The 18,713-nt window shown below is 41.4% G+C and carries 18 protein-coding genes; 6 read left to right on the forward strand and 12 right to left on the reverse strand.

What is annotated here, in order from left to right:
- Positions 1 to 239 precede the first annotated feature (239 nt).
- Complete coding sequence (locus tag R7O03_RS07565; RefSeq protein ID WP_005383178.1) at positions 240 to 1,157, forward strand: 1,4-dihydroxy-2-naphthoate polyprenyltransferase; 918 nt, start codon at positions 240 to 242, stop codon at positions 1,155 to 1,157.
- Positions 1,158 to 1,233: 76 nt separating this feature from the next.
- Positions 1,234 to 1,740: a ribonuclease E activity regulator RraA gene (rraA, locus tag R7O03_RS07570; protein ID WP_005379537.1), complete on the forward strand. Its 507-nt coding sequence runs from the start codon at positions 1,234 to 1,236 to the stop codon at positions 1,738 to 1,740.
- A gap of 135 nt (positions 1,741 to 1,875) precedes the next feature.
- Here the strand turns inward: rraA and zapB are convergent, their stop codons facing one another.
- Positions 1,876 to 2,118 (reverse strand): cell division protein ZapB, encoded by a 243-nt coding sequence (zapB, locus tag R7O03_RS07575; protein ID WP_005379536.1) that lies wholly within the window; start codon positions 2,116 to 2,118, stop codon positions 1,876 to 1,878.
- A gap of 348 nt (positions 2,119 to 2,466) precedes the next feature.
- Between zapB and glpX the strand changes: the two genes are divergently transcribed.
- The 3 genes from glpX to R7O03_RS07590 all read left to right on the forward strand — a co-directional run bounded on the left by glpX (position 2,467) and on the right by R7O03_RS07590 (position 5,149).
- The gene (glpX, locus tag R7O03_RS07580; RefSeq protein WP_151514469.1) at positions 2,467 to 3,474 is read left to right on the forward strand and encodes a class II fructose-bisphosphatase; all 1,008 of its coding nucleotides are present in this window, start codon (positions 2,467 to 2,469) and stop codon (positions 3,472 to 3,474) included.
- Positions 3,475 to 4,017: 543 nt separating this feature from the next.
- The gene (locus R7O03_RS07585) at positions 4,018 to 4,638 is read left to right on the forward strand and encodes a helix-turn-helix transcriptional regulator (protein ID WP_005379532.1); all 621 of its coding nucleotides are present in this window, start codon (positions 4,018 to 4,020) and stop codon (positions 4,636 to 4,638) included.
- A 160-nt stretch (positions 4,639 to 4,798) separates the two neighbouring features.
- A complete protein-coding gene (locus R7O03_RS07590; RefSeq protein ID WP_053303351.1) occupies positions 4,799 to 5,149 on the forward strand; it encodes a DUF3135 domain-containing protein in 351 nt (116 codons plus the stop codon).
- Here the strand turns inward: R7O03_RS07590 and R7O03_RS07595 are convergent.
- From R7O03_RS07595 to R7O03_RS07605, 3 genes are all read right to left on the reverse strand, one after another.
- The gene (locus tag R7O03_RS07595; protein ID WP_025768346.1) at positions 5,143 to 5,436 is read right to left on the reverse strand and encodes a GIY-YIG nuclease family protein; all 294 of its coding nucleotides are present in this window, start codon (positions 5,434 to 5,436) and stop codon (positions 5,143 to 5,145) included. The two genes, R7O03_RS07590 and R7O03_RS07595, sit on opposite strands and share 7 nt — an antisense overlap.
- 1,389 nt (positions 5,437 to 6,825) lie before the next feature.
- The gene (locus tag R7O03_RS07600; RefSeq protein ID WP_033905993.1) at positions 6,826 to 7,248 is read right to left on the reverse strand and encodes a DUF805 domain-containing protein; all 423 of its coding nucleotides are present in this window, start codon (positions 7,246 to 7,248) and stop codon (positions 6,826 to 6,828) included.
- 162 nt (positions 7,249 to 7,410) lie between these two features.
- Entirely contained in the window at positions 7,411 to 7,758 is a 348-nt protein-coding gene (locus tag R7O03_RS07605; RefSeq protein ID WP_151514470.1) for a 5-carboxymethyl-2-hydroxymuconate Delta-isomerase, read from the reverse strand.
- 269 nt (positions 7,759 to 8,027) lie between these two features.
- Between R7O03_RS07605 and tpiA the strand changes: the two genes are divergently transcribed.
- Entirely contained in the window at positions 8,028 to 8,798 is a 771-nt protein-coding gene (tpiA, locus tag R7O03_RS07610) for a triose-phosphate isomerase (protein ID WP_005384863.1), read from the forward strand.
- A gap of 97 nt (positions 8,799 to 8,895) precedes the next feature.
- Here the strand turns inward: tpiA and galU are convergent, their stop codons facing one another.
- The 8 genes from galU to R7O03_RS07650 all read right to left on the reverse strand — a co-directional run bounded on the left by galU (position 8,896) and on the right by R7O03_RS07650 (position 18,577).
- Positions 8,896 to 9,774, reverse strand: coding sequence for a UTP--glucose-1-phosphate uridylyltransferase GalU (gene galU, locus R7O03_RS07615; protein ID WP_140202666.1), 879 nt, complete (start codon positions 9,772 to 9,774; stop codon positions 8,896 to 8,898).
- Positions 9,775 to 9,842: 68 nt separating this feature from the next.
- A complete protein-coding gene (locus R7O03_RS07620; RefSeq protein WP_258490729.1) occupies positions 9,843 to 11,009 on the reverse strand; it encodes a nucleotide sugar dehydrogenase in 1,167 nt (388 codons plus the stop codon).
- A gap of 97 nt (positions 11,010 to 11,106) precedes the next feature.
- Positions 11,107 to 13,212 carry a YjbH domain-containing protein gene (locus R7O03_RS07625; protein ID WP_318131631.1) on the reverse strand — a complete coding sequence of 702 codons (2,106 nt, stop codon included), beginning with the start codon at positions 13,210 to 13,212 and terminating at the stop codon, positions 11,107 to 11,109.
- 24 nt (positions 13,213 to 13,236) lie between these two features.
- Entirely contained in the window at positions 13,237 to 14,388 is a 1,152-nt protein-coding gene (locus R7O03_RS07630) for a glycosyltransferase family 4 protein (RefSeq protein WP_318131632.1), read from the reverse strand.
- A gap of 8 nt (positions 14,389 to 14,396) precedes the next feature.
- Positions 14,397 to 15,404, reverse strand: coding sequence for an NAD-dependent epimerase (locus tag R7O03_RS07635; RefSeq protein WP_005384851.1), 1,008 nt, complete (start codon positions 15,402 to 15,404; stop codon positions 14,397 to 14,399).
- Positions 15,401 to 16,306 carry an ATP-grasp fold amidoligase family protein gene (locus R7O03_RS07640; RefSeq protein ID WP_318131633.1) on the reverse strand — a complete coding sequence of 302 codons (906 nt, stop codon included), beginning with the start codon at positions 16,304 to 16,306 and terminating at the stop codon, positions 15,401 to 15,403. Before R7O03_RS07640 ends, R7O03_RS07635 begins: the two co-directional genes overlap by 4 nt.
- Positions 16,294 to 17,424 (reverse strand): glycosyltransferase, encoded by a 1,131-nt coding sequence (locus R7O03_RS07645; protein WP_318131634.1) that lies wholly within the window; start codon positions 17,422 to 17,424, stop codon positions 16,294 to 16,296. The genes R7O03_RS07640 and R7O03_RS07645 overlap by 13 nt, the downstream gene beginning before the upstream one ends.
- Positions 17,414 to 18,577 carry a hypothetical protein gene (locus R7O03_RS07650; RefSeq protein ID WP_318131635.1) on the reverse strand — a complete coding sequence of 388 codons (1,164 nt, stop codon included), beginning with the start codon at positions 18,575 to 18,577 and terminating at the stop codon, positions 17,414 to 17,416. Before R7O03_RS07650 ends, R7O03_RS07645 begins: the two co-directional genes overlap by 11 nt.
- Between the last annotated feature and the right edge of the window lie 136 nt (positions 18,578 to 18,713).

An 18,713-nucleotide genomic window follows, 5' to 3' on the forward strand; every position in this document is an offset into this window, starting at 1 on the left:
ATGACGGTGACTTTGACAATACCTAAATCAAAAAAGATCTCGTCATTCTAGCGAGCTCAAGCGAGACTAAGAATCTGCTAACAGCAGACGCCTTTCTTTCCCACTCACCTTCATCACTGCACAACCGGACGATAGATTCTGAATAACCCTTTGACTTCTAGTTGAGTTGTTTTAGGTCAATAGCGTATCTGCCTCTTTGTGCTTATACTGGGCACATTGGTTACTAGCACGAAATTTCCATGAAACAATCTCTACAGATCTGGCTTGAAGCCGCTCGTCCAAAAACATTACCTCTGGCATTGGTCTCTATCTTAACAGGTAGCGTGCTCGCCTACTCGGCGGGTCATTTCTCACTGACGATTGCCATCATGGCTTTCGTAACCGCGACATTGCTGCAAATTCTGTCCAACCTGGCAAACGACTATGGCGATGCCGTTCAAGGTACAGATAACGACAAACGCCTCGGCCCATTACGAGCGATGCAGTCTGGCGCGGTAAGTGCTAAACAGATGAAACAAGCGATTATCTTTAACATCGTTCTGACCGCCATTTCAGGCTTGGTGTTGGTTTTCTATTCACTAAGTTCACTGGAAAGCATTGTCACATTTATCGGGCTGGGAATTCTGGCCATTCTCGCCGCCATTGCTTATACCATGGGTAGCAAACCATACGGTTACGTGGGGCTTGGCGATATATCAGTGTTCTTGTTTTTTGGTCTACTCGGCGTATCCGGTACCTACTTCTTGCATACTGGTCACGTAGACACCACGCTATTCTTACCTGCTTTAGGCTGCGGTTTACTCGCCGTTGCAGTCCTCAATATCAACAATATGCGTGATATAGAGAACGACCGAGAGTGTGGTAAACGTACGGTGGCTGTACGCTTAGGTCAACGTAAAGCCAAACAGTACCACTTTATTTTACTTGGCGGAGCTATCCTTGCCTTTGCGGCTTACTTGTTAATTCAAGACAAACCCGTTTGGATTAGCTTGCCATTCTTACTTAGTATTTATTTCGTGGCCGATCATGGTAAAGCGGTTTGGCATACACAAAAGCCTGCTCAAATAGCACCAATGATGCCAGTCATCGTGAAATGCTCTCTAGTCACCAACGTTTTGTTTGCAACAATTGTGGTAGCTCAAACTCTAGTAAGTTAAAAAAGGATTGTCATTGCATTGACTTAATGCCTAGATATACTCAAAGACAACCAATTTCTGTTTAGAAAGGTACGCTATGGAATACAATACCTCAGCACTCTGTGATATCTACCTCGATCAGGTAGATGTGGTTGAACCAATGTTCAGTAACTTTGGCGGTCGCGCTTCATTTGCCGGGCAAATCACCACCATCAAGTGTTTTGAAGATAATTCGTTGATCCGCGAGACATTAGAGCAAGATGGACTTGGTCGCGTTTTGTTAATTGACGGTGGCGGTTCCCTACGTAAAGCCCTTATCGATGCAGAAATCGCAACCATTGCGGAAGAAAACGAGTGGGAAGGCATTGTCGTTTACGGCTGTGTTCGTGAAGTAGATGAACTTGAAGATATGAACTTAGGCATTCAAGCCCTCGCCTCTATTCCTGTTGGAGCGACCAGCCAGGGTATTGGCGAATTAGATGTACCAGTCAACTTTGGCGGCGTCAGCTTCTTACCTGAAGATTATATTTATGCCGATAGCACCGGAATTATCCTGTCGCCTGAACCATTGAATATTGATTTAGAGTTGGATGAAGAAGCATAGCGAGTCTTAGGTGTCTAAGTTATAGGGTCTTCTCTTAGCTATCAGCGCCTAGCCTTGTCTTAACATTTTCTACTTCCCTAAAACACAAACACCCGCTTAACGCGGGTGTTTTTAATTTGGAATGAAGAAGCCGAATTATTCCACTTCGTCCATTTTGCCAAGTAGTGCACGAATGCGCTCTTGCCATTGTGCGTGCTCTTGCTGTGCTTGTTGTGCTTTTTGCTCTAGCTCTTCACGTTGAGAGCGAAGCTCGTTCGCTTCTTCCGCAAGTTTAGCTTTATCTTCTTTCAGCTCTTCGACTTCCATCTGAAGAAGAGTGATTGTGTCAACTGCAGTTTGAATTTTAGATTCTAGTTGTTCTAGTACTTCAAAAGACATCTTGGCCTACCTATGTTATTCCGTTGGGACGATGTGCGAGATTGATGCACACCTAACCTATATAAGGTTCATTCTACTCAGCGTCGCGATGAGAAACACTCACTATATTCGATATTTTGCATCATTCGGTCAAAAAATCAGCGCAATCTCACTAAACGCTGACTTTTCTTGTCGCCGAAGCATTTTTGAGCAAGGATTTTGCGTCCCGCTACGCTGAAAATCGCCCTAAGTATTGATCAAATTCAAGTTAGATAAAGTAAAAGCCTCGCAAAAAGGCAAACGTTTACTCGACCTTGTGATAGAATCGCCGCGCAAATTCTTCTTCCCTCTTGCTTACTTGGAGACATCATGAAACGCGATTTAGCAATGGCATTTTCCCGTGTGACTGAAGGTGCAGCTCTGGCTGGTTACAAATGGCTTGGCCGTGGCGATAAAAACGCAGCCGATGGCGCAGCTGTTGAAGTTATGCGCACGCTACTGAACAAAACAGATATCAGTGGTGAAATTGTCATTGGTGAAGGTGAAATCGATGATGCGCCAATGCTGTACATTGGTGAGCAAGTGGGTATTGGTGGTGATGAAGTGGATATCGCTGTCGACCCGATTGAAGGAACGCGTATGACGGCAATGGGACAATCGAACGCACTAGCCGTACTTGCCGCAGGTGAGAAAGGCAGCTTTCTTAAAGCGCCAGATATGTACATGGAAAAACTGGTTGTTGGCCCTGGTGCAAAAGGCGTAATTGACTTAGAAAAGCCGTTAAAAGAAAACCTAGAGAACGTAGCAAAAGCCCTGAACAAGCCACTTGATACCCTAGTCGTTATTACCCTTGCAAAACCTCGCCACGATGACGTTATTGCAGAAATGCAAGCAATGGGCGTACGTGTTTTTGCGGTGCCTGATGGTGACGTCGCTGCCTCTATTCTAACTTGTATGCCAGACAGTGAAGTGGACATGATGTACTGTATTGGCGGTGCGCCAGAAGGGGTTGTATCAGCAGCGGTAATTCGAGCGCTAGACGGTGACATGCACGGTCGCCTGCTTCCTCGTCATGAGGTAAAAGGCGATACTGAAGAAAACCGCATTTACGGTGCAGATGAACTAAAACGCTGCGATGAAATGGGCGTAAAAGCGAATGTTGTCCTCAAAATGGAAGACATGGCTCGTAGCGACAATGTGGTATTTTCAGCTACAGGCATCACTAAAGGTGACTTGCTGGAAGGTATCTCTCGTCAAGGCAATATAGCGACCACAGAAACGCTGCTCGTGCGCGGTCGATGCCGAACTATTCGCCGCATCAAATCGGCTCACTACTTAGATCGTAAAGATCCAGAAGTACGCGATATTATTCTTTAAGCATTTCTCGAGGCTCTAGCTCAATCTGAGTTTGAGCCTTTCTTTCCGCACAACGGGCAATAGATTCTGAATCACACTCGTTCCTCAGAATGACGGTGACTTTAATAAGCTCTAAATCAAAAGAACTCGTCATTCTAGCGAGCCCCAGCGAGACTAAGAATCTAGTAGTAACAAGCTCCTATTCTTTCCTGAACACCTCAACCACTACTCAACCAAAAGATAGATTCTGAATCACCTCGTTCCTCGCTGTTCAGAATGACGGAGACTTTAATAAGCTCTAAATCAAAAGAACTCGTCATTCTAGCGAGCTCCAGCGAGACTAAAAATCTAGTAGTAACAAGCTCCTATTCTTTCCTGGTCACCTTAACCGCTGCACAATCGGACGATAGATTCTGAATCACCTTATTCCTCGCCGTTCAGAATGACGACATATATTGGCTCATATGAACATAGCCCCTACAAATCCACACTCAAATTAAGTCAACACTTTTCTTTACTAACCCTATCGCGCATAATATGTACTGACGTATAAATGGTGGGTATATGAAGACCGTAGATAGGATATTGCAAATCGTTAAGCGTGATGGCTCCGTCACTGCAAAACAACTCTCTTCTGAGCTAGGGATGACAACCATGGGGGCTCGTCAGCACCTGCAAAGTTTAGAAGATGATGGCATTCTTTCTATCCATGACGTAAAAGTAAAAGTTGGTCGCCCTGCTCGTCATTGGTCTCTCACTCAAAAAGGTCATGAGCAATTTGCTGACCGTCACGGTGAGTTGACCATTCAGTTTATAGAAGCTGTCGAACATATCTTTGGCAAAGATGGACTGGAAAAAGTCACATCAGAAAGGGAAAAACTCACGTTACAAAGTTATCGTCAGCATCTTGAGCAATGCGACTCTCTGCAAAGCAAACTAGAAACACTCGTCACATTAAGAGAGCAAGAAGGCTATATGGCAGAGCTCGAGAAAGATGAGAACGGATTCATCTTGATCGAAAATCACTGTCCGATTTGTAAAGCCGCAACTCGCTGCCCAAGCTTGTGCCAATCAGAATTAAGTGTCTTTCAGTCTTTACTTGGACGTGACACCAAAGTAGAGCGTACCGAACACATCATTAGTGGCCAAAGACGCTGCGTTTACCGCATCCAACAACTGCAGTAACCACCACAACCAAACATCGACATGCCGCACTTATTCAATCTCAAGCTTGAAAGCTTCTCTTATAAGTGAGACGGCTGAAGAATTCATCCTCTCTCCTCTTTCTAGTGGTATAGGCTTTTAGTAACTAAAGGCAACTTCCATAAGGATTTGGAGAGCATCGATGTCTAATCTACGTCATATCCCATCCCAAACGCTTCCTCCATTCGATGAAATGGTTCGAATGGCAGAGCGAGATCCAGAAGCTTTTGAGCAATTTCGTCATGAGATGGCGAAAGAGATGATCGAAAGCGCATCAGAAGATATGAAAGAAAGATTGTGGGCTCAACAAAGCCATATTGATAGAGTCATCAGCACGTGTAAAAACCCTCATCACACCAATGTGGTATTGATGAACGAGTTGCAAAAACAGGTCGTAAAGTTCAAAGCAGCGCTAGAAGGGGAAGCGGCACCGACACAAAAAGCGGATGTGGTTAGCTTAAATGCGTTTAAAGATAGGGATGATTTTTACTGATACTCAGTAGATAGATCGAGAAAGTTAGGGTTCGTTTCTCTTACCAAGGCTAACTTCCACTCACGCTTCCACTGCTTGAGCTGCTTTTCTCGGTTTATAGCATTAGCCATATCGTCGAATAACTCAAAGTAAACGAGCTTATGAACGTTGTATTTCTTAGTAAATCCTTCCACTACTCCATTTTTATGTTGCCATATTCTTTGGGGCAGCTGACTGGTAACACCTATGTAGAGAACGGCGTTGTTATTTGACGTTAGGATATAAACGCAAGGTGTCTTATCGATGATTCATTCTCCTTCATTATTCGCTGTTACTTTTCCGTTGTAATTCGCAAGCTCAGGCAGTTTATTTCAATCTCAGAGCACTCTGCGCCTAGATTCTGAATCACACTCGTCCCTCGCTGTTCAGAATGATGATGACTTTAACAGCCTCCAAACCAAAAAGGATCGTCATTCTAGCGAGCCTTAGCGAGACTAAAAATCTCGTAACAGCAAGCTCCTATTCTTTCCCGCTCAGCTTAACCACTGCTCAACCGGACGATAGATTCTGGACCACGCTCATTCCTCGCAGTTCAGAATGACAGTGGCTTTAACAGCCTTCAAACCAAAAAGGATCGTCATTCTAGCGAGCCTTAGCAAGGCTAAGGATCTGGTAACAGCAAACCCCTATTCTTTCCCGCTCACCTTGGCCACTGTTCAATCGGACGATAGATTCTGAATCACCTCGTTCCTCGCTGTTCAGAATGACAGTGGCTTTCCAGACTCTAAATCAAAGGAGCTCGTCACTCAATCGAGCCTTAGCGAGACTAAGAATCTCGTAACAGTAAGCTCCTATTCTTTCCCGCTCACCTTAGCCACTGCTTAACCGGATGATAGACTCTGAATCACCTCGTTCTTCGCTGTTCAGAATAACGATGGCTTTCACAGTCTCTAAATCAAAAGAGTTCGTCATTCTAGCGAGCCTTAGCGAGACTAAGGATCTGGTAACAGCAAACTCCTACTCTTTCACACAGCTTAACCAGGGCCCAAGCGGACGATAGATTCTGAATCACGCTCGTCCCTCGCAGTTCAGAATGACGGTGAGTTTAACAGCCTCTAAACCAAAAAGGATCGTCATTCTAGCGAGCCTTAGCGAGACTAAGAATCTAGTAATATCAAGCTCCTATTCTTTCCCGCTCAGCTTAACCACTGCTCAAGCGGACGATAGATTCTGAATCACGCTCGTTCCTCGTTGTTCAGAATGACGGTGACTTTAATAAGCTCTATGTCAAAAGAGTTCGTCATTCTAGCGAGCCTTAGCGAGACTAAGGATCTGGTAACAGCAAACTCCTACTCTTTCACACTCAGCTTAACCACTGCTCAACCGGACGATAGATTCTGGATCACACTCATTCCTCGCTGCTCAGAATGATGATGGCTTTAACAGTCTCTATATCAAAAGAGTTCGTCATTCTAGCGAGCCTCAGCGAGACTAAGAATCTAGTAACAGCAAGCTCCTATTCTTTTCCGCTCAGCTTAAACACTGCTCAAGCGGACGATAGATTCTGAATCACGCTCGTCCCTCGCAGTTCAGAATGACGGTGCGTTTAACAGCCTCTAAATCAAAAGAATTCGTCATTCTAGCGAGCCTCAGCGAGACCAAGAATCTACTTTCAGTACGCACGATACTTGAGGCGATTACTCCGGCTCAGGGCCATATTGGTTTGGTCCTGATGTTCCCTTTAAGAACCCACATTCAATTAGAATCCATAAACCACAAATCAGAGAAATGGAAGCAACGAACATCTGTGGGGTCGACGGCTCTTGCGCGGCAGGGCTGGTCATTGGCGTGGCAATTCGTCCGATAATCAGCGGAATATTCAGTGCTAGCCAATAGATCGATTTGTTGCGGTCGTGCCAACGCTTGGTGGTGATCGCCAAATCAGGGATCAATAGAACCACCAAGAAAATAGGAAGAAGCACATAGGAGAGAGTAGGAAGCAGCTGGCTGATACCGGCACCAAAGCCTAGAATGGACACATAGTAAATGACGTTCCAAATCCAGTAGGTTTTACGGTCTATACGTCCTTGAAAAGAAAACAGTAACTCTTTAGTCGACATCAAATTTTACCCCAAAGTAGAAAGGTTATAGATTAGCCGAGTCGATATAGTTTGGAAAGGACACCGATAGCTTGGGTGCCCACAACGCCCATATAACAAGCAGAGCCAGGCTGAGAATTCGTAACAATAACCCCTCGCTATTCTCAGGTAATTCAGCGCAACCTAGTTCACTACCTTTTGGAAGCTATCGATATCCATGTCTCGGATATTGACCGTTAAACTGTGCACGTGACTGGCTTGCTCTTGAAGTGTCGCCATCAAGACTCGTGACAGTTCTCGCTTTTGTTCTTGGGAGCGACCAGATAACAAATCAAAGTTGATATGGATAAAGTCGAGGCTATCACCCTCCTCTCCTATTAACCAATTGTGGCACCGGAGCGTTCTAGATTTCACTGACGCGAGTTCAAAAAGGCCACTTTCTAACGCCGTTTTATGTAAATCCTCCAGCAACCCCTGAACATTGACGCGTTCTTCCACCGAGTTTGAATACTCTAAAACGAGATTTGGCATTTTGATTCCTTTCTACAACAATTAATTCCAGCGCGTAGTAATACCAATCTCAGCAGCAATTTCCGAGGAATGAACTATCATTCTGTCTACGCGATCACCAATCGGTTGCTTTTGACAAAAATAACAGGATCGATGCTTGGTCGAATCAACAAAGAAAGCCGGACAAGACATGACGCCAATCATGATCTGTTCACATTATTCTGTTATATTCCTACGTAGATTTTTTACATTAATTGACTATTTACATTAAAGATAAGGGAGATATTCCTATGCGTCGTCCTGTAGTGATGGGTAACTGGAAACTAAACGGCAGCAAAGCAATGGTAACTGAGCTGCTAACTGGTCTTAACGCTGAACTTGAAGGCGTTGAAGGTGTTGACGTAGCAGTCGCTCCACCAGCACTTTACATCGACCTAGCAGAGCGCGTAATCGCTGAAGGCGGTAACAAGATCATCCTAGGTGCTCAAAACACTGACCTAAACAACAGCGGTGCGTTCACTGGCGATATGTCTCCAGAAATGCTGAAAGATTTCGGTGCTACTCACATCATCATCGGTCACTCAGAGCGTCGTGAATACCACAACGAATCTGACGAGTTCATCGCTAAGAAATTCAACTTCCTAAAAGAAAACGGCCTAACACCTGTTTTCTGTATCGGTGAATCTGAAGCGCAAAACGAAGCTGGCGAAACTGAAGCAGTATGTGCACGTCAAATCAACGCAGTTATCGACACTTACGGTGTTGAAGCTCTAAACGGCGCAATCATCGCTTACGAACCAATCTGGGCTATCGGTACTGGTAAAGCAGCAACAGCTGAAGATGCACAACGCATCCACGCTTCTATCCGCGCACTAATCGCAGCGAAAGACGAAGCAGTTGCAGCACAAGTAATCATCCAATACGGCGGTTCTGTTAAGCCAGAAAACGCTGAAGCTTACTTCTCACAACCAGACATCGACGGCGCTCTTGTTGGCGGCGCTTCTCTAGACGCTAAGAGCTTCGCAGCAATCGCTAAAGCAGCGGCTAAAGCAAAAGCTTAATCTCGTTTTTACTGAGAGTAGAAATAACAAAGGGATGCATCATGCATCCCTTTTTGTTTGTGTTGTACCGTCGGAATACCTAATAGGAAGTTCCGACTTACGCTGGCTCAGCAATTTTCACGGTTGGCTTTTTCGCGAGCTCCGCACTGGAATCTTTCTTATAAAGGTTCTCGTAGCAGTAATTTGTGGCTTCAATGTAGCCTTCTACGCTACCGCAATCAAAGCGCTGACCTTTAAATTTGTATGCCAAAACACAACCAGATTGAGCTTGTTGCATCAGCGCATCGGTGATTTGAATCTCACCACCTTTACCTGGCTCTGTATTTTCAATCAGTTCAAAGATATCAGGTGTCAGAATGTAGCGACCAATAATCGCTAGATTGCTAGGTGCAGTGCCTGGCTCTGGCTTTTCAACCATGTTATCAATGCGGAAGATATCATCTTTGATCACCTCGCCAGCAATCACACCGTACTTATGCGTTTCTGATTCCGGAACTTCTTGTACTGCAACGATTGAACAGCGGAACTGTTTGTACAGCTCAACCATTTGAGCTAGAACGCCTTGGTCCTCATTCACACAAAGGTCATCCGCGAGCACAACAGCAAACGGCTCATCACCGACCAGTTCACGTCCCGTAAGAATAGCGTGACCTAAGCCTTTCATTTCACGCTGACGAATATAAGTGTAACTCGCAGAATCAATCAAAGAACGAATATCATCAAGCAGCGCTTCTTTACTTGTACCGCTAATTTGATGCTCTAACTCATAGTTTTTATCAAAGTGATCCATTAACGAGTGCTTACCACGACCCGTGACGATGCACATACCGTCCATGCCAGCTTCAATCGCTTCTTCAACACCGTATTCAATCAATGGCTTGTTCACCACTGGCATCATTTCTTTCGGCATCGACTTAGTTGCAGGAAGGAAACGTGTACCGTAACCCGCTGCAGGGAATAAACATTTTTTAATCATAACCATTACCAACTAAAAAAAGGCTCCTCTGAGGGAGCCTGTTATATTATTTTGAATATAAAGACTAATTAATCGCTACCAAACAGGTCACGGGTGTAAACTTTATCAGCCACATCAGCTAGTTCCTCAACCATGCGGTTAGAAACAATAACATCAGACATTTGTTTGAACTCTTCAATATCGCGGATAACGGCAGAATGGAAGAACTCATCTTCCTGCAGTACCGGCTCGTAAACCACTACTTCAATACCTTTCGCTTTAATACGCTTCATAATGCCTTGAATAGACGAAGCGCGGAAGTTATCTGAACCAGATTTCATAATTAAGCGGTAAATGCCCACTACTTTTGGCTGACGTTTGATAATGGAGTCTGCAATAAAATCTTTACGAGTGCGGTTTGCATCAACAATTGCACCAATGATGTTATTAGGAACTTCTTGGTAGTTTGCTAACAATTGCTTTGTATCTTTTGGCAAGCAGTAACCACCATAACCGAATGACGGGTTGTTGTAGTGATTGCCAATACGAGGGTCTAAGCCAACACCTTCTATAATTTGGCGAGCATCAAGGTTGTGTGCTTCAGCATACGAATCTAACTCATTGAAATAAGCTACGCGCATCGCTAGGTATGTGTTTGAGAACAACTTAACCGCTTCGGCTTCTGTAGAGTCAGTAAACAAGACCGAGATGTCTTCTTTTACCGCACCTTCAACTAAAAGATTAGCGAACTTCTCTGCACGTTCGCTACGCTCACCAACGATAATGCGAGACGGGTGTAGGTTATCGTAAAGAGCTTTACCTTCACGAAGAAACTCTGGAGAGAACATAACATTCTGACAACCGAGCTCCTCTTTAATACGCGCAGTATAACCCACAGGTACAGTCGACTTAATCACCATAACTGCATCTGGATTAATTGCCATCACATCTTTAATCACTGCTTCAACTGAAGAAGTATTAAAGTAGTTCGTTTGAGGGTCATAATCCGTTGGTGTGGCAATAACGACAAACTCCGCGTCTTTGTAAGCCAGCTCTTTATCTAGCGTCGCGATAAAGTTGAGTTCTTTGTTTGCAAGGAAATGTTCGATTTCCGCATCAACAATCGGAGATTTCTTGTCATTCAACAAGTCCACTTTTTCTTGGATAATATCAACCGCCACAACCTCATGGTTTTGTGACAATAACATGGCATTGGACAAACCGACGTAGCCCGTGCCTGCTACAGCAATTTTCATTTTTATTTCCTATTATTTAACTGACGCTAGCATATCAAAACACCGACACTCTCGGTAGAGTGCGGCGATTAACTAAAAGCCTAACTAGCAACACAACTTAATTCATTTGAGTACCCAAGTAACGCAAATAAGCATTGCGAATGCGAAGCTTGTTCTGCTCAAAGTACTCTTGACCATAACGGCCTCGGTTAAAGTAGCGGCGAAGCATACTATTATCCATCACGAGTTCATCACCCTGGCCTGCTGCCAAATAGTTTGTATCGTTGCCAACTCGAGTCGTAACGTTGAAATCATAAGCCTCGTTACCACGAACTTGTATCACTCCCGGCGACATATCGCGCCATGGCGTTAATGGCAGTTTTACTGACACAGTGACAAACTGCTCTTCGTCTGTATCATTAAACTTTGTCACCTGATAACTTGCTGATACTTCTATGTCTTCAAACCAATGTGATGTCGTGAATTTTGCGCCAACATCCCCTTTCCAAAACTCGCCAGCAGTTGCGTTAAACTGCCAATCCCACTCTGGCATAGAGAATGTGTAACGAGTTAAAAAGGTTTGGCGGTCTGGATTCGCATAACCATTTTTGTCTTTTTCGTCTTGATGTTGGAAGTAGCTCATCTCTAGTCCCAACTCATGGTTGCCCGATTGAGAGAACCAAGCTGATTCGCTGCGCGCACCGATATAATCCGACTTAACCAAGCCTAGAGAGACCTGGTTAGCAATATCGACATATGGTAAACGGAAGAACTGATGCACCATTGCACGATCAATCTCGTTCTCGTACGCGCTGTCTTCGAAATACCCACCTTCTTCAAAATCGTCACTTTCTGCTAAAGGTAAAATATGACGAACATCAATTGCCGCGCCAGACCATAGGTAGGTGTATAAGTTGCTAGACATAGCAAAAGAGTAATCATACACACCGTACTCGGTTGCAAAACCATGCCTTACCATAGGAGAAAGCACGATCTGCGAATCTAAAGTGCCTGAATTAACTCGCTCCGTTTTCCAATCAACCATGTCTAATCTTTCCGGTAAATCGCGCGTGATAAACTGAATGTCATCACAAGCTGCGCTACCATTGACAAAACTTTGGTAACAGTTAGCGTCAGACAAAACGCTGACCACTGGTTTTTGGTTGGCAAGCATCACAAGTTCAAATTGATCCGATGCAGCGCCTAAATCTTGCGCCGCATTTTGACCTAAATGACTAGACACAATACCCAGAGCGACACCTAGTCCGTCAACTTGGTTATGGTTGTAGCGGCGGTTTTCTACAGCCACCACAACTTTGCCATTTGATACGCCCACTTGAACATTAACGAAGCCTTCATTTTTTAACGCACTAACCAAAGAGGAAATTGACGCTTGTTGCGCTTTGTTTTGCTCAACGACTAAACGATCCATTAACGTCATATTATTCTTCGCGTAGTCGCGAGAGCGAGAGTATTCCGTTATCAATGGCATCGAGAGTGCAGCACTCCAAACGCTTGAACCATCCGATTCATGACCAGAATAAATCTGGTAGCTTAATGAGGCGGTTATATCATTAGGCAGTAAATTATCGGGAGTAAACACTTTTATAGAAGAGTTGAATTCTACTGAATCGTACTCTCCTACTAGTTGAACAAAGTCAAAAGGTTGGTATTCAAAGCCACCAAAAGGGCCATCTAGAACACCCATCAAACGCTCTTCTGACTGACCGAAACCAGCAGAAACCCTTAAGGGAAGTGCTTTAAACGTATAATCAGCGACGGCAAAATTAGTCATGAGCTTAGTTGCAGCCCCACCGACATCTTGCATACCTAAAGCAAAATCTAAGTTCTCATTCCCCCAAAAATTGGGAACCTGATACTTCAGTGATAGTGATAAATCTCGAATACCGCCACAGCCTGTTTTAAAACAGTTCGAGTTATAATCATAAGTAACGATACTACCATGAGCCTCTAACCCTTCAATGAGGCCGAAAGATACTTTTATAGAATCTAAACCTTGCACCTCGTCAAGCCAAGGGCGTCCTTGGGCAAAAGATACACCAAAGTCGCCATACTCTTTCACTTGAGCATTAGGGTTAAAAACCAGTCCACTAAAGCTTTGGTTAGAATTTAGCGTCTGCAATTCGTTTGCCGCGACGCCACAACTAAAAGCCAACGATAGGGTAATTATCGTTACTTCATCCACTGAAATCTTTTTGATCATAACTCTTTATTTTATTTAGTTTTGCTAGCTGGCACTGAGGCCTTCTGCTTGAGTTTTTTCTTTTTGAAAGCAATCTTCCACTGCGTCCAAGTATTTTTGTATGACTAACTGCTCATCAAACTCTCGTTCAACTTTTTGACGACTGAATTGTCCCATTGTTAACCTTTCTTGATGAGTGAGGTTGATCACCAAATCCAGTTTTTCAATTAAACTCTCTGTCGAACGAGGAGCACATAAATAACCATTGACTCCATCGTCAACCGTTTCACGACAACCAACATTGTCAGTTGTTACTATGGGTTTCCCCATTGCCGCCGCTTCAAGTAACGATTTAGGTACTCCCTCTCGATAGAATGAAGGAAGCACCATGCAATCTACCTTCGCAATCTCCTCTTCTACACAATCAGAAGTGCCAAGATAACTTACAATGCCTTCATCAACCCACTTTTGCATATCACTACTAGAGACAGCTGAAGGGTTATTAACATCAAGAAAACCTAGTAATCGAAATTCAACCTTATCACCATGTTTAGACTTCAATGCACGAGCCGCTTCAACGTAGTGACCAATGCCTTTGTCGTACAACATTCTGGCAATCAATAAAAAGCGAATTACACCGTCATCATTTGCAGGGCTAACTTGAAAACGGTTGAGATCAGCTCCCGAACCAGGTAGACGATCAACAAGATACGATGGCGCTAACCGGTTCTCCAAAAACAACGTTTTATCGTCTTCATTTTGAAAGAAGATCTTACTTGCTTTAGATTGGCTCATTTTATACAGCAATCTGGCAATCTTAGACGTAAGGCCTTCATTAATAAAGACCATACCTAAGCCGGCAATATTATTGACCGACTTAGAGCCAACAAAATGCCCAGCTAACGTACCGTAGATATTATTCTTTGGAGTAAAGTTCAGTACCACATCGGGTTTGACGCTCTTAAAGATTTTGATAAATGAGAAAAACGTACCAATATCTTTAACAGGGTTTGTACCCCCTTGGTCAATGTGGATATGACAAAAGCTTGCTCCAAGTGATTCAAGCTTCGGTGAATAATCATCTTTAGGGGCTATAGCTACAACCTGATAACCAGCGTCCAACAACGCCGTAATGGTGTTTCTTCTGAAATTATATAAATACCAACTTGTATTTGCTGAAATCGCAACCGTTTTCATCTAACTACCTAAACCTTATAAAACTCGCGATACCAATCAACTAAGGCTTGAACGCCTTGTTTGAGACCAACTTGAGGTTTGTAGCCAGTCGCTTCGAATAAATCAGAGGTATCAGCATAAGTCTTATACACATCACCAGGCTGCATCTCGCGGAAGTTCTTTTTCGCTTCAATACCAAGCGCAGATTCGATTTCCGTGATGAAGTCCATAAGGTTAACTGGGCTACCATGACCGATATTGTAAACAGAGTATGGAGCTGAGCTAGAAGCAGGCGTCCCGGATTCAACGGTCCAGTCGTCATTTCTTTGAGGGATAACCTCAGAAATACGTACAATACCTTCAACAATGTCGTCAATGTAAGTGAAGTCTCGCCACATATCGCCATTATTGTTTATATCAATTGTATCGCCCTCTAGTATCTTCTTAGTGAAAATAAAAGGTGCCATGTCAGGACGACCCCATGGACCGTAAACGGTGAAGAACCGCAATCCAGTCGTCGGTAAGTCATACAAGTGAGAATATGAATGTGCCATTAACTCATTTGATTTTTTCGTAGCTGCATACAAAGAAACCGGATGGTCAACCGTATCACTTGTTTCAAAAGGTGTTTTTTGATTCAAGCCATAAACAGAAGATGACGATGCGTAAACTAAATGCTTAACTTTTGAATGTCGGCAACCCTCTAGGATGTTTAGGTGACCAACTAAGTTAGAATCCGCATAGGCCATCGGGTTTTCTATAGAGTATCTCACACCAGCTTGAGCTGCTAAGTGGATAACACAATCAAACTGGTTGTTAGCGAAGAAATCAGCTACAGCTTGTCTATCCGAGAGATCCATCTTTACAAACTCGAATCGCTCACTATTGTTGATCGTCAGTAATCGAGCTTCTTTAAGATTAACGTCATAGTAGTCATTAATATTATCTACACCGACAACACTAGCACCTTTACTCAAAAGTACTTCAATGGTTTTAGCGCCAATAAAACCCGCTGCGCCAGTTACTAAATATTTCATTTATTAAATTCCTTCCAATAACTACCTAATAAGACATCTGCATCTTTACTTGAAAGTGGTTCCCAACCACTACCATGACAAAACGTGAGTTCTCCAAAATAAACCTTTCCATCAACGTTATACATATCAACTCGAACGTACTTAAAAGGTTTCGCTAATTTTTTTGCTAGTGAAACCACGTCAGGCATATTAATTGGAAACTCATAGGAATCATCAATTGATTCATACTTTGGCTGTATAGCAAAATCTAACTTTTCTAAATGTTCGGAATACAGTGATCTTTTATGATTACTAAACCGGTCACTATCAACCTGAATTATTACTTTTTCCTGGTTACTATCGTCCCCTTGAAAAATATGTAATTTGTAATCGGATGGCAGAGAACCATCTTTATGCATTAATAACTCTTCCATGAGTACTTGAGGCGTTTCAAGATCATAGAAATTTTCATCAATTTTTTGTCCTATTTTTACTTTTAGGTAACGATTGAATTGTGCTGATAATGCATTTAAATCTGCTAATTTTGACTTATCAAGTACTACTTTAACATTCTCACCACCACCTCCATTACTCGTTTTTATAACAAAATTATTAGGTGCTTTGTGAAAGAAATCAGGCGTTACATGAGTTGTTTTTGCAATTAAAGGAATTAAATGTTCTTTACCAATAGTATCTTCGACATATTTTCTCACAGTATACTTATCAACATAACGAGAGAAGCTTAATGATTGTGAATCTAACTTTCGAGCAAATACTTTTTCTGAAAATGTACTAGGGTTTACAAAGCTTGGATAATAACGATGAACGATAAAAAATCTGAATTTATTATATACACTAGGTGTAAGGATCAACCTTAAACTATCTCTTATTGTATTCTTTATTTGTTTCTTTAGTGATGACATTGTAGCACTTCCGCATATTGACTAGTTATTTCTTCATGATTAAGGCTGTCAATAAAATCTTTACTATTATTTTCAAACTCAGAACTAAGGATATATTTGTTTTCGATCGCATAGTTTATTGCTTTACAAGCCGCTTCGATATCACCTACAGGAAACAATATGCCGCGCTTCTCAAGAGAAAACTCTCCTTTCGAAGAGGAGTAATTAAGAAAGTCATCACAAAGAATTTCTTTAGGTCCGGTTTTACAATCACTATGGATAGGGATAGCTTTAGATATAATCGACTCGATAAGAGCATTAGGAAACCCTTCAGCCTCAGAGCAAGATAGATAGAAGCCAAATTTATTTATATACTTAAATGGGTTTTCAACCATGTCGTGGAAAGTAATATTCTTCAATTCCTTGTGTCTAACATATTCCTGTAGTTCATTTTTTAAAGAACCGTTTCCGAAAAAATGAAAATGACAATTATCTTGAAACCTTTCAGCGATTTTAATTACATCGTATGGCCGCTTCGATGAATTCAGCCGACCAACGATTGCTATGTGATGAAAATTATCGTCTACTGGCTCGTCAATTATATCTTGGGCTAACTCTTTAATTTCATCGATATTGTATGGATTATATATGACTCGATAATTTTTAGGTATCCATCCAAAAACATCATTAAAATCAGACAACATTTCTTGTGATTTAAATATATGTATATCTGCCTGCTTCAAAACCCTACTCATTAAGGATCTATGAGCAATTTTCATTATATTAGACTTATTTTTATAGAAACTACTATAACTAAAGCAATGTACGGATTGAAATATAAATTTAGAACCCAAAAGCTTTGCGAGCCCACATATTAATATAGGCTTGTTTAGATGAGCCTGAACTATTTGGAAATTATTCAAACAAACAATTTCTTTAAAAGATTTAACTATAGATAATATGGAAAGCTTTGAATCAAAACTATTTTTTTTGAGAGCTTTAGCATTATAAAAAGAATTTTCATTCAACATCCACAAACTTGTGGAAACTCTTATATCTCTATTGTTAAACAACCTTGAAACAACTCTCTCAGCCCCACCGTGACTGAGATTATTAATGAAAACTATCTTATTTAACATAATAATTTACTTCACCTTTATTTTTGAAGGAGATGATTATCAAAGTCAAGAACAACCAAAATAAAGGATGCATAATGGTATAAAATTGAAATGATATTGCCAAGAAGAACAGATAAGTTTTTCTATTTACATTCGATTTATACAAAACGTAAGAAAAAATAACACATGCAAATACAAATCCTACAAATCCAAACGTGACAAGGAAATATGGAATTGTAGGTAGATGTATGTCTACCTTGTCATTAGCAAAGCCCAAACCAAACAACTGATTAAACTCTGAAAAGTCAAATATAGCATCAAAAGCGCTAAGACGAACATTGGCTGAGTTATCAGCGCCTATATTGCCAACACGCTCTGTAATGTATAAGAAAATAAGATCATAAAAGTAAAAGAGTAAACCTAGAAATATAACTGAAGATATAATTAACTTTCTTATCGATATTTTTAGGTAGTTATACGTTATCAAAAGATATGCAAATACACCTAACATCCCACTTAGAGAAAATGACAATATTATAGATAGTAGTAACAATTTTTCAAAAACATGATTAATTTTATCATTTACTTTAAGGAGCCACATTATTGTCAGAACATGCACCGCGTAGTTCCCAGGTTCATTAAATAAACCTGAAGGTCTGAACATGCTGAAACCATTAGCTTCGAGTGATGAAAAACCATTAACTCTTTGAGTTTCTCCAGTTATAGGCTGTAAAAAATCAATTTTCTCTCCAAGAACATGAAATGAAATTAACTGTATGAAGAAAAAAGAAAAATGCACAAACAATACTAAATTTAAACTAGAGATATACTTTAAGAAAACATCTCTGTTTAAATATATAGCCAGAAAAAAGAGTATATTTAAGTTGATGCCTAGTATGGAATTTATGTTAAGTTTATTATCTTTGTCAGCTAAAGTAATCAACAAAGATAAAGACAAGAATATCATTAAGATAGATAAAAAACTTACAACATCTTTATTTATTGATTTTCTATCTGTTAATGCCTTTAAGAAAAAAGCATAGCTTAACAACATTGACACAACAGGAAATGGAGCTAGCGATATAGATTGAAAATATAATGATCTTAGAGTGATTCCAAAATATATAAAAAAGATAAAAACTGGCAAAAATCCAAATCTATTAACCATATACATCAATATTCCTGCTCGAACTTAAAGTAACCGAATATCATCTGAAAAAAACAAAATGTAGCGGCTAAAAATATTTTCAAGTTTTTATCCAAACACCTGAAAACAAAAAACTCTATATTTAAAATTATTTCATTCCATA

This window comes from Vibrio sp. Vb2960 (assembly GCF_033337665.1).
Classification (GTDB): domain Bacteria; phylum Pseudomonadota; class Gammaproteobacteria; order Enterobacterales; family Vibrionaceae; genus Vibrio; species Vibrio alginolyticus.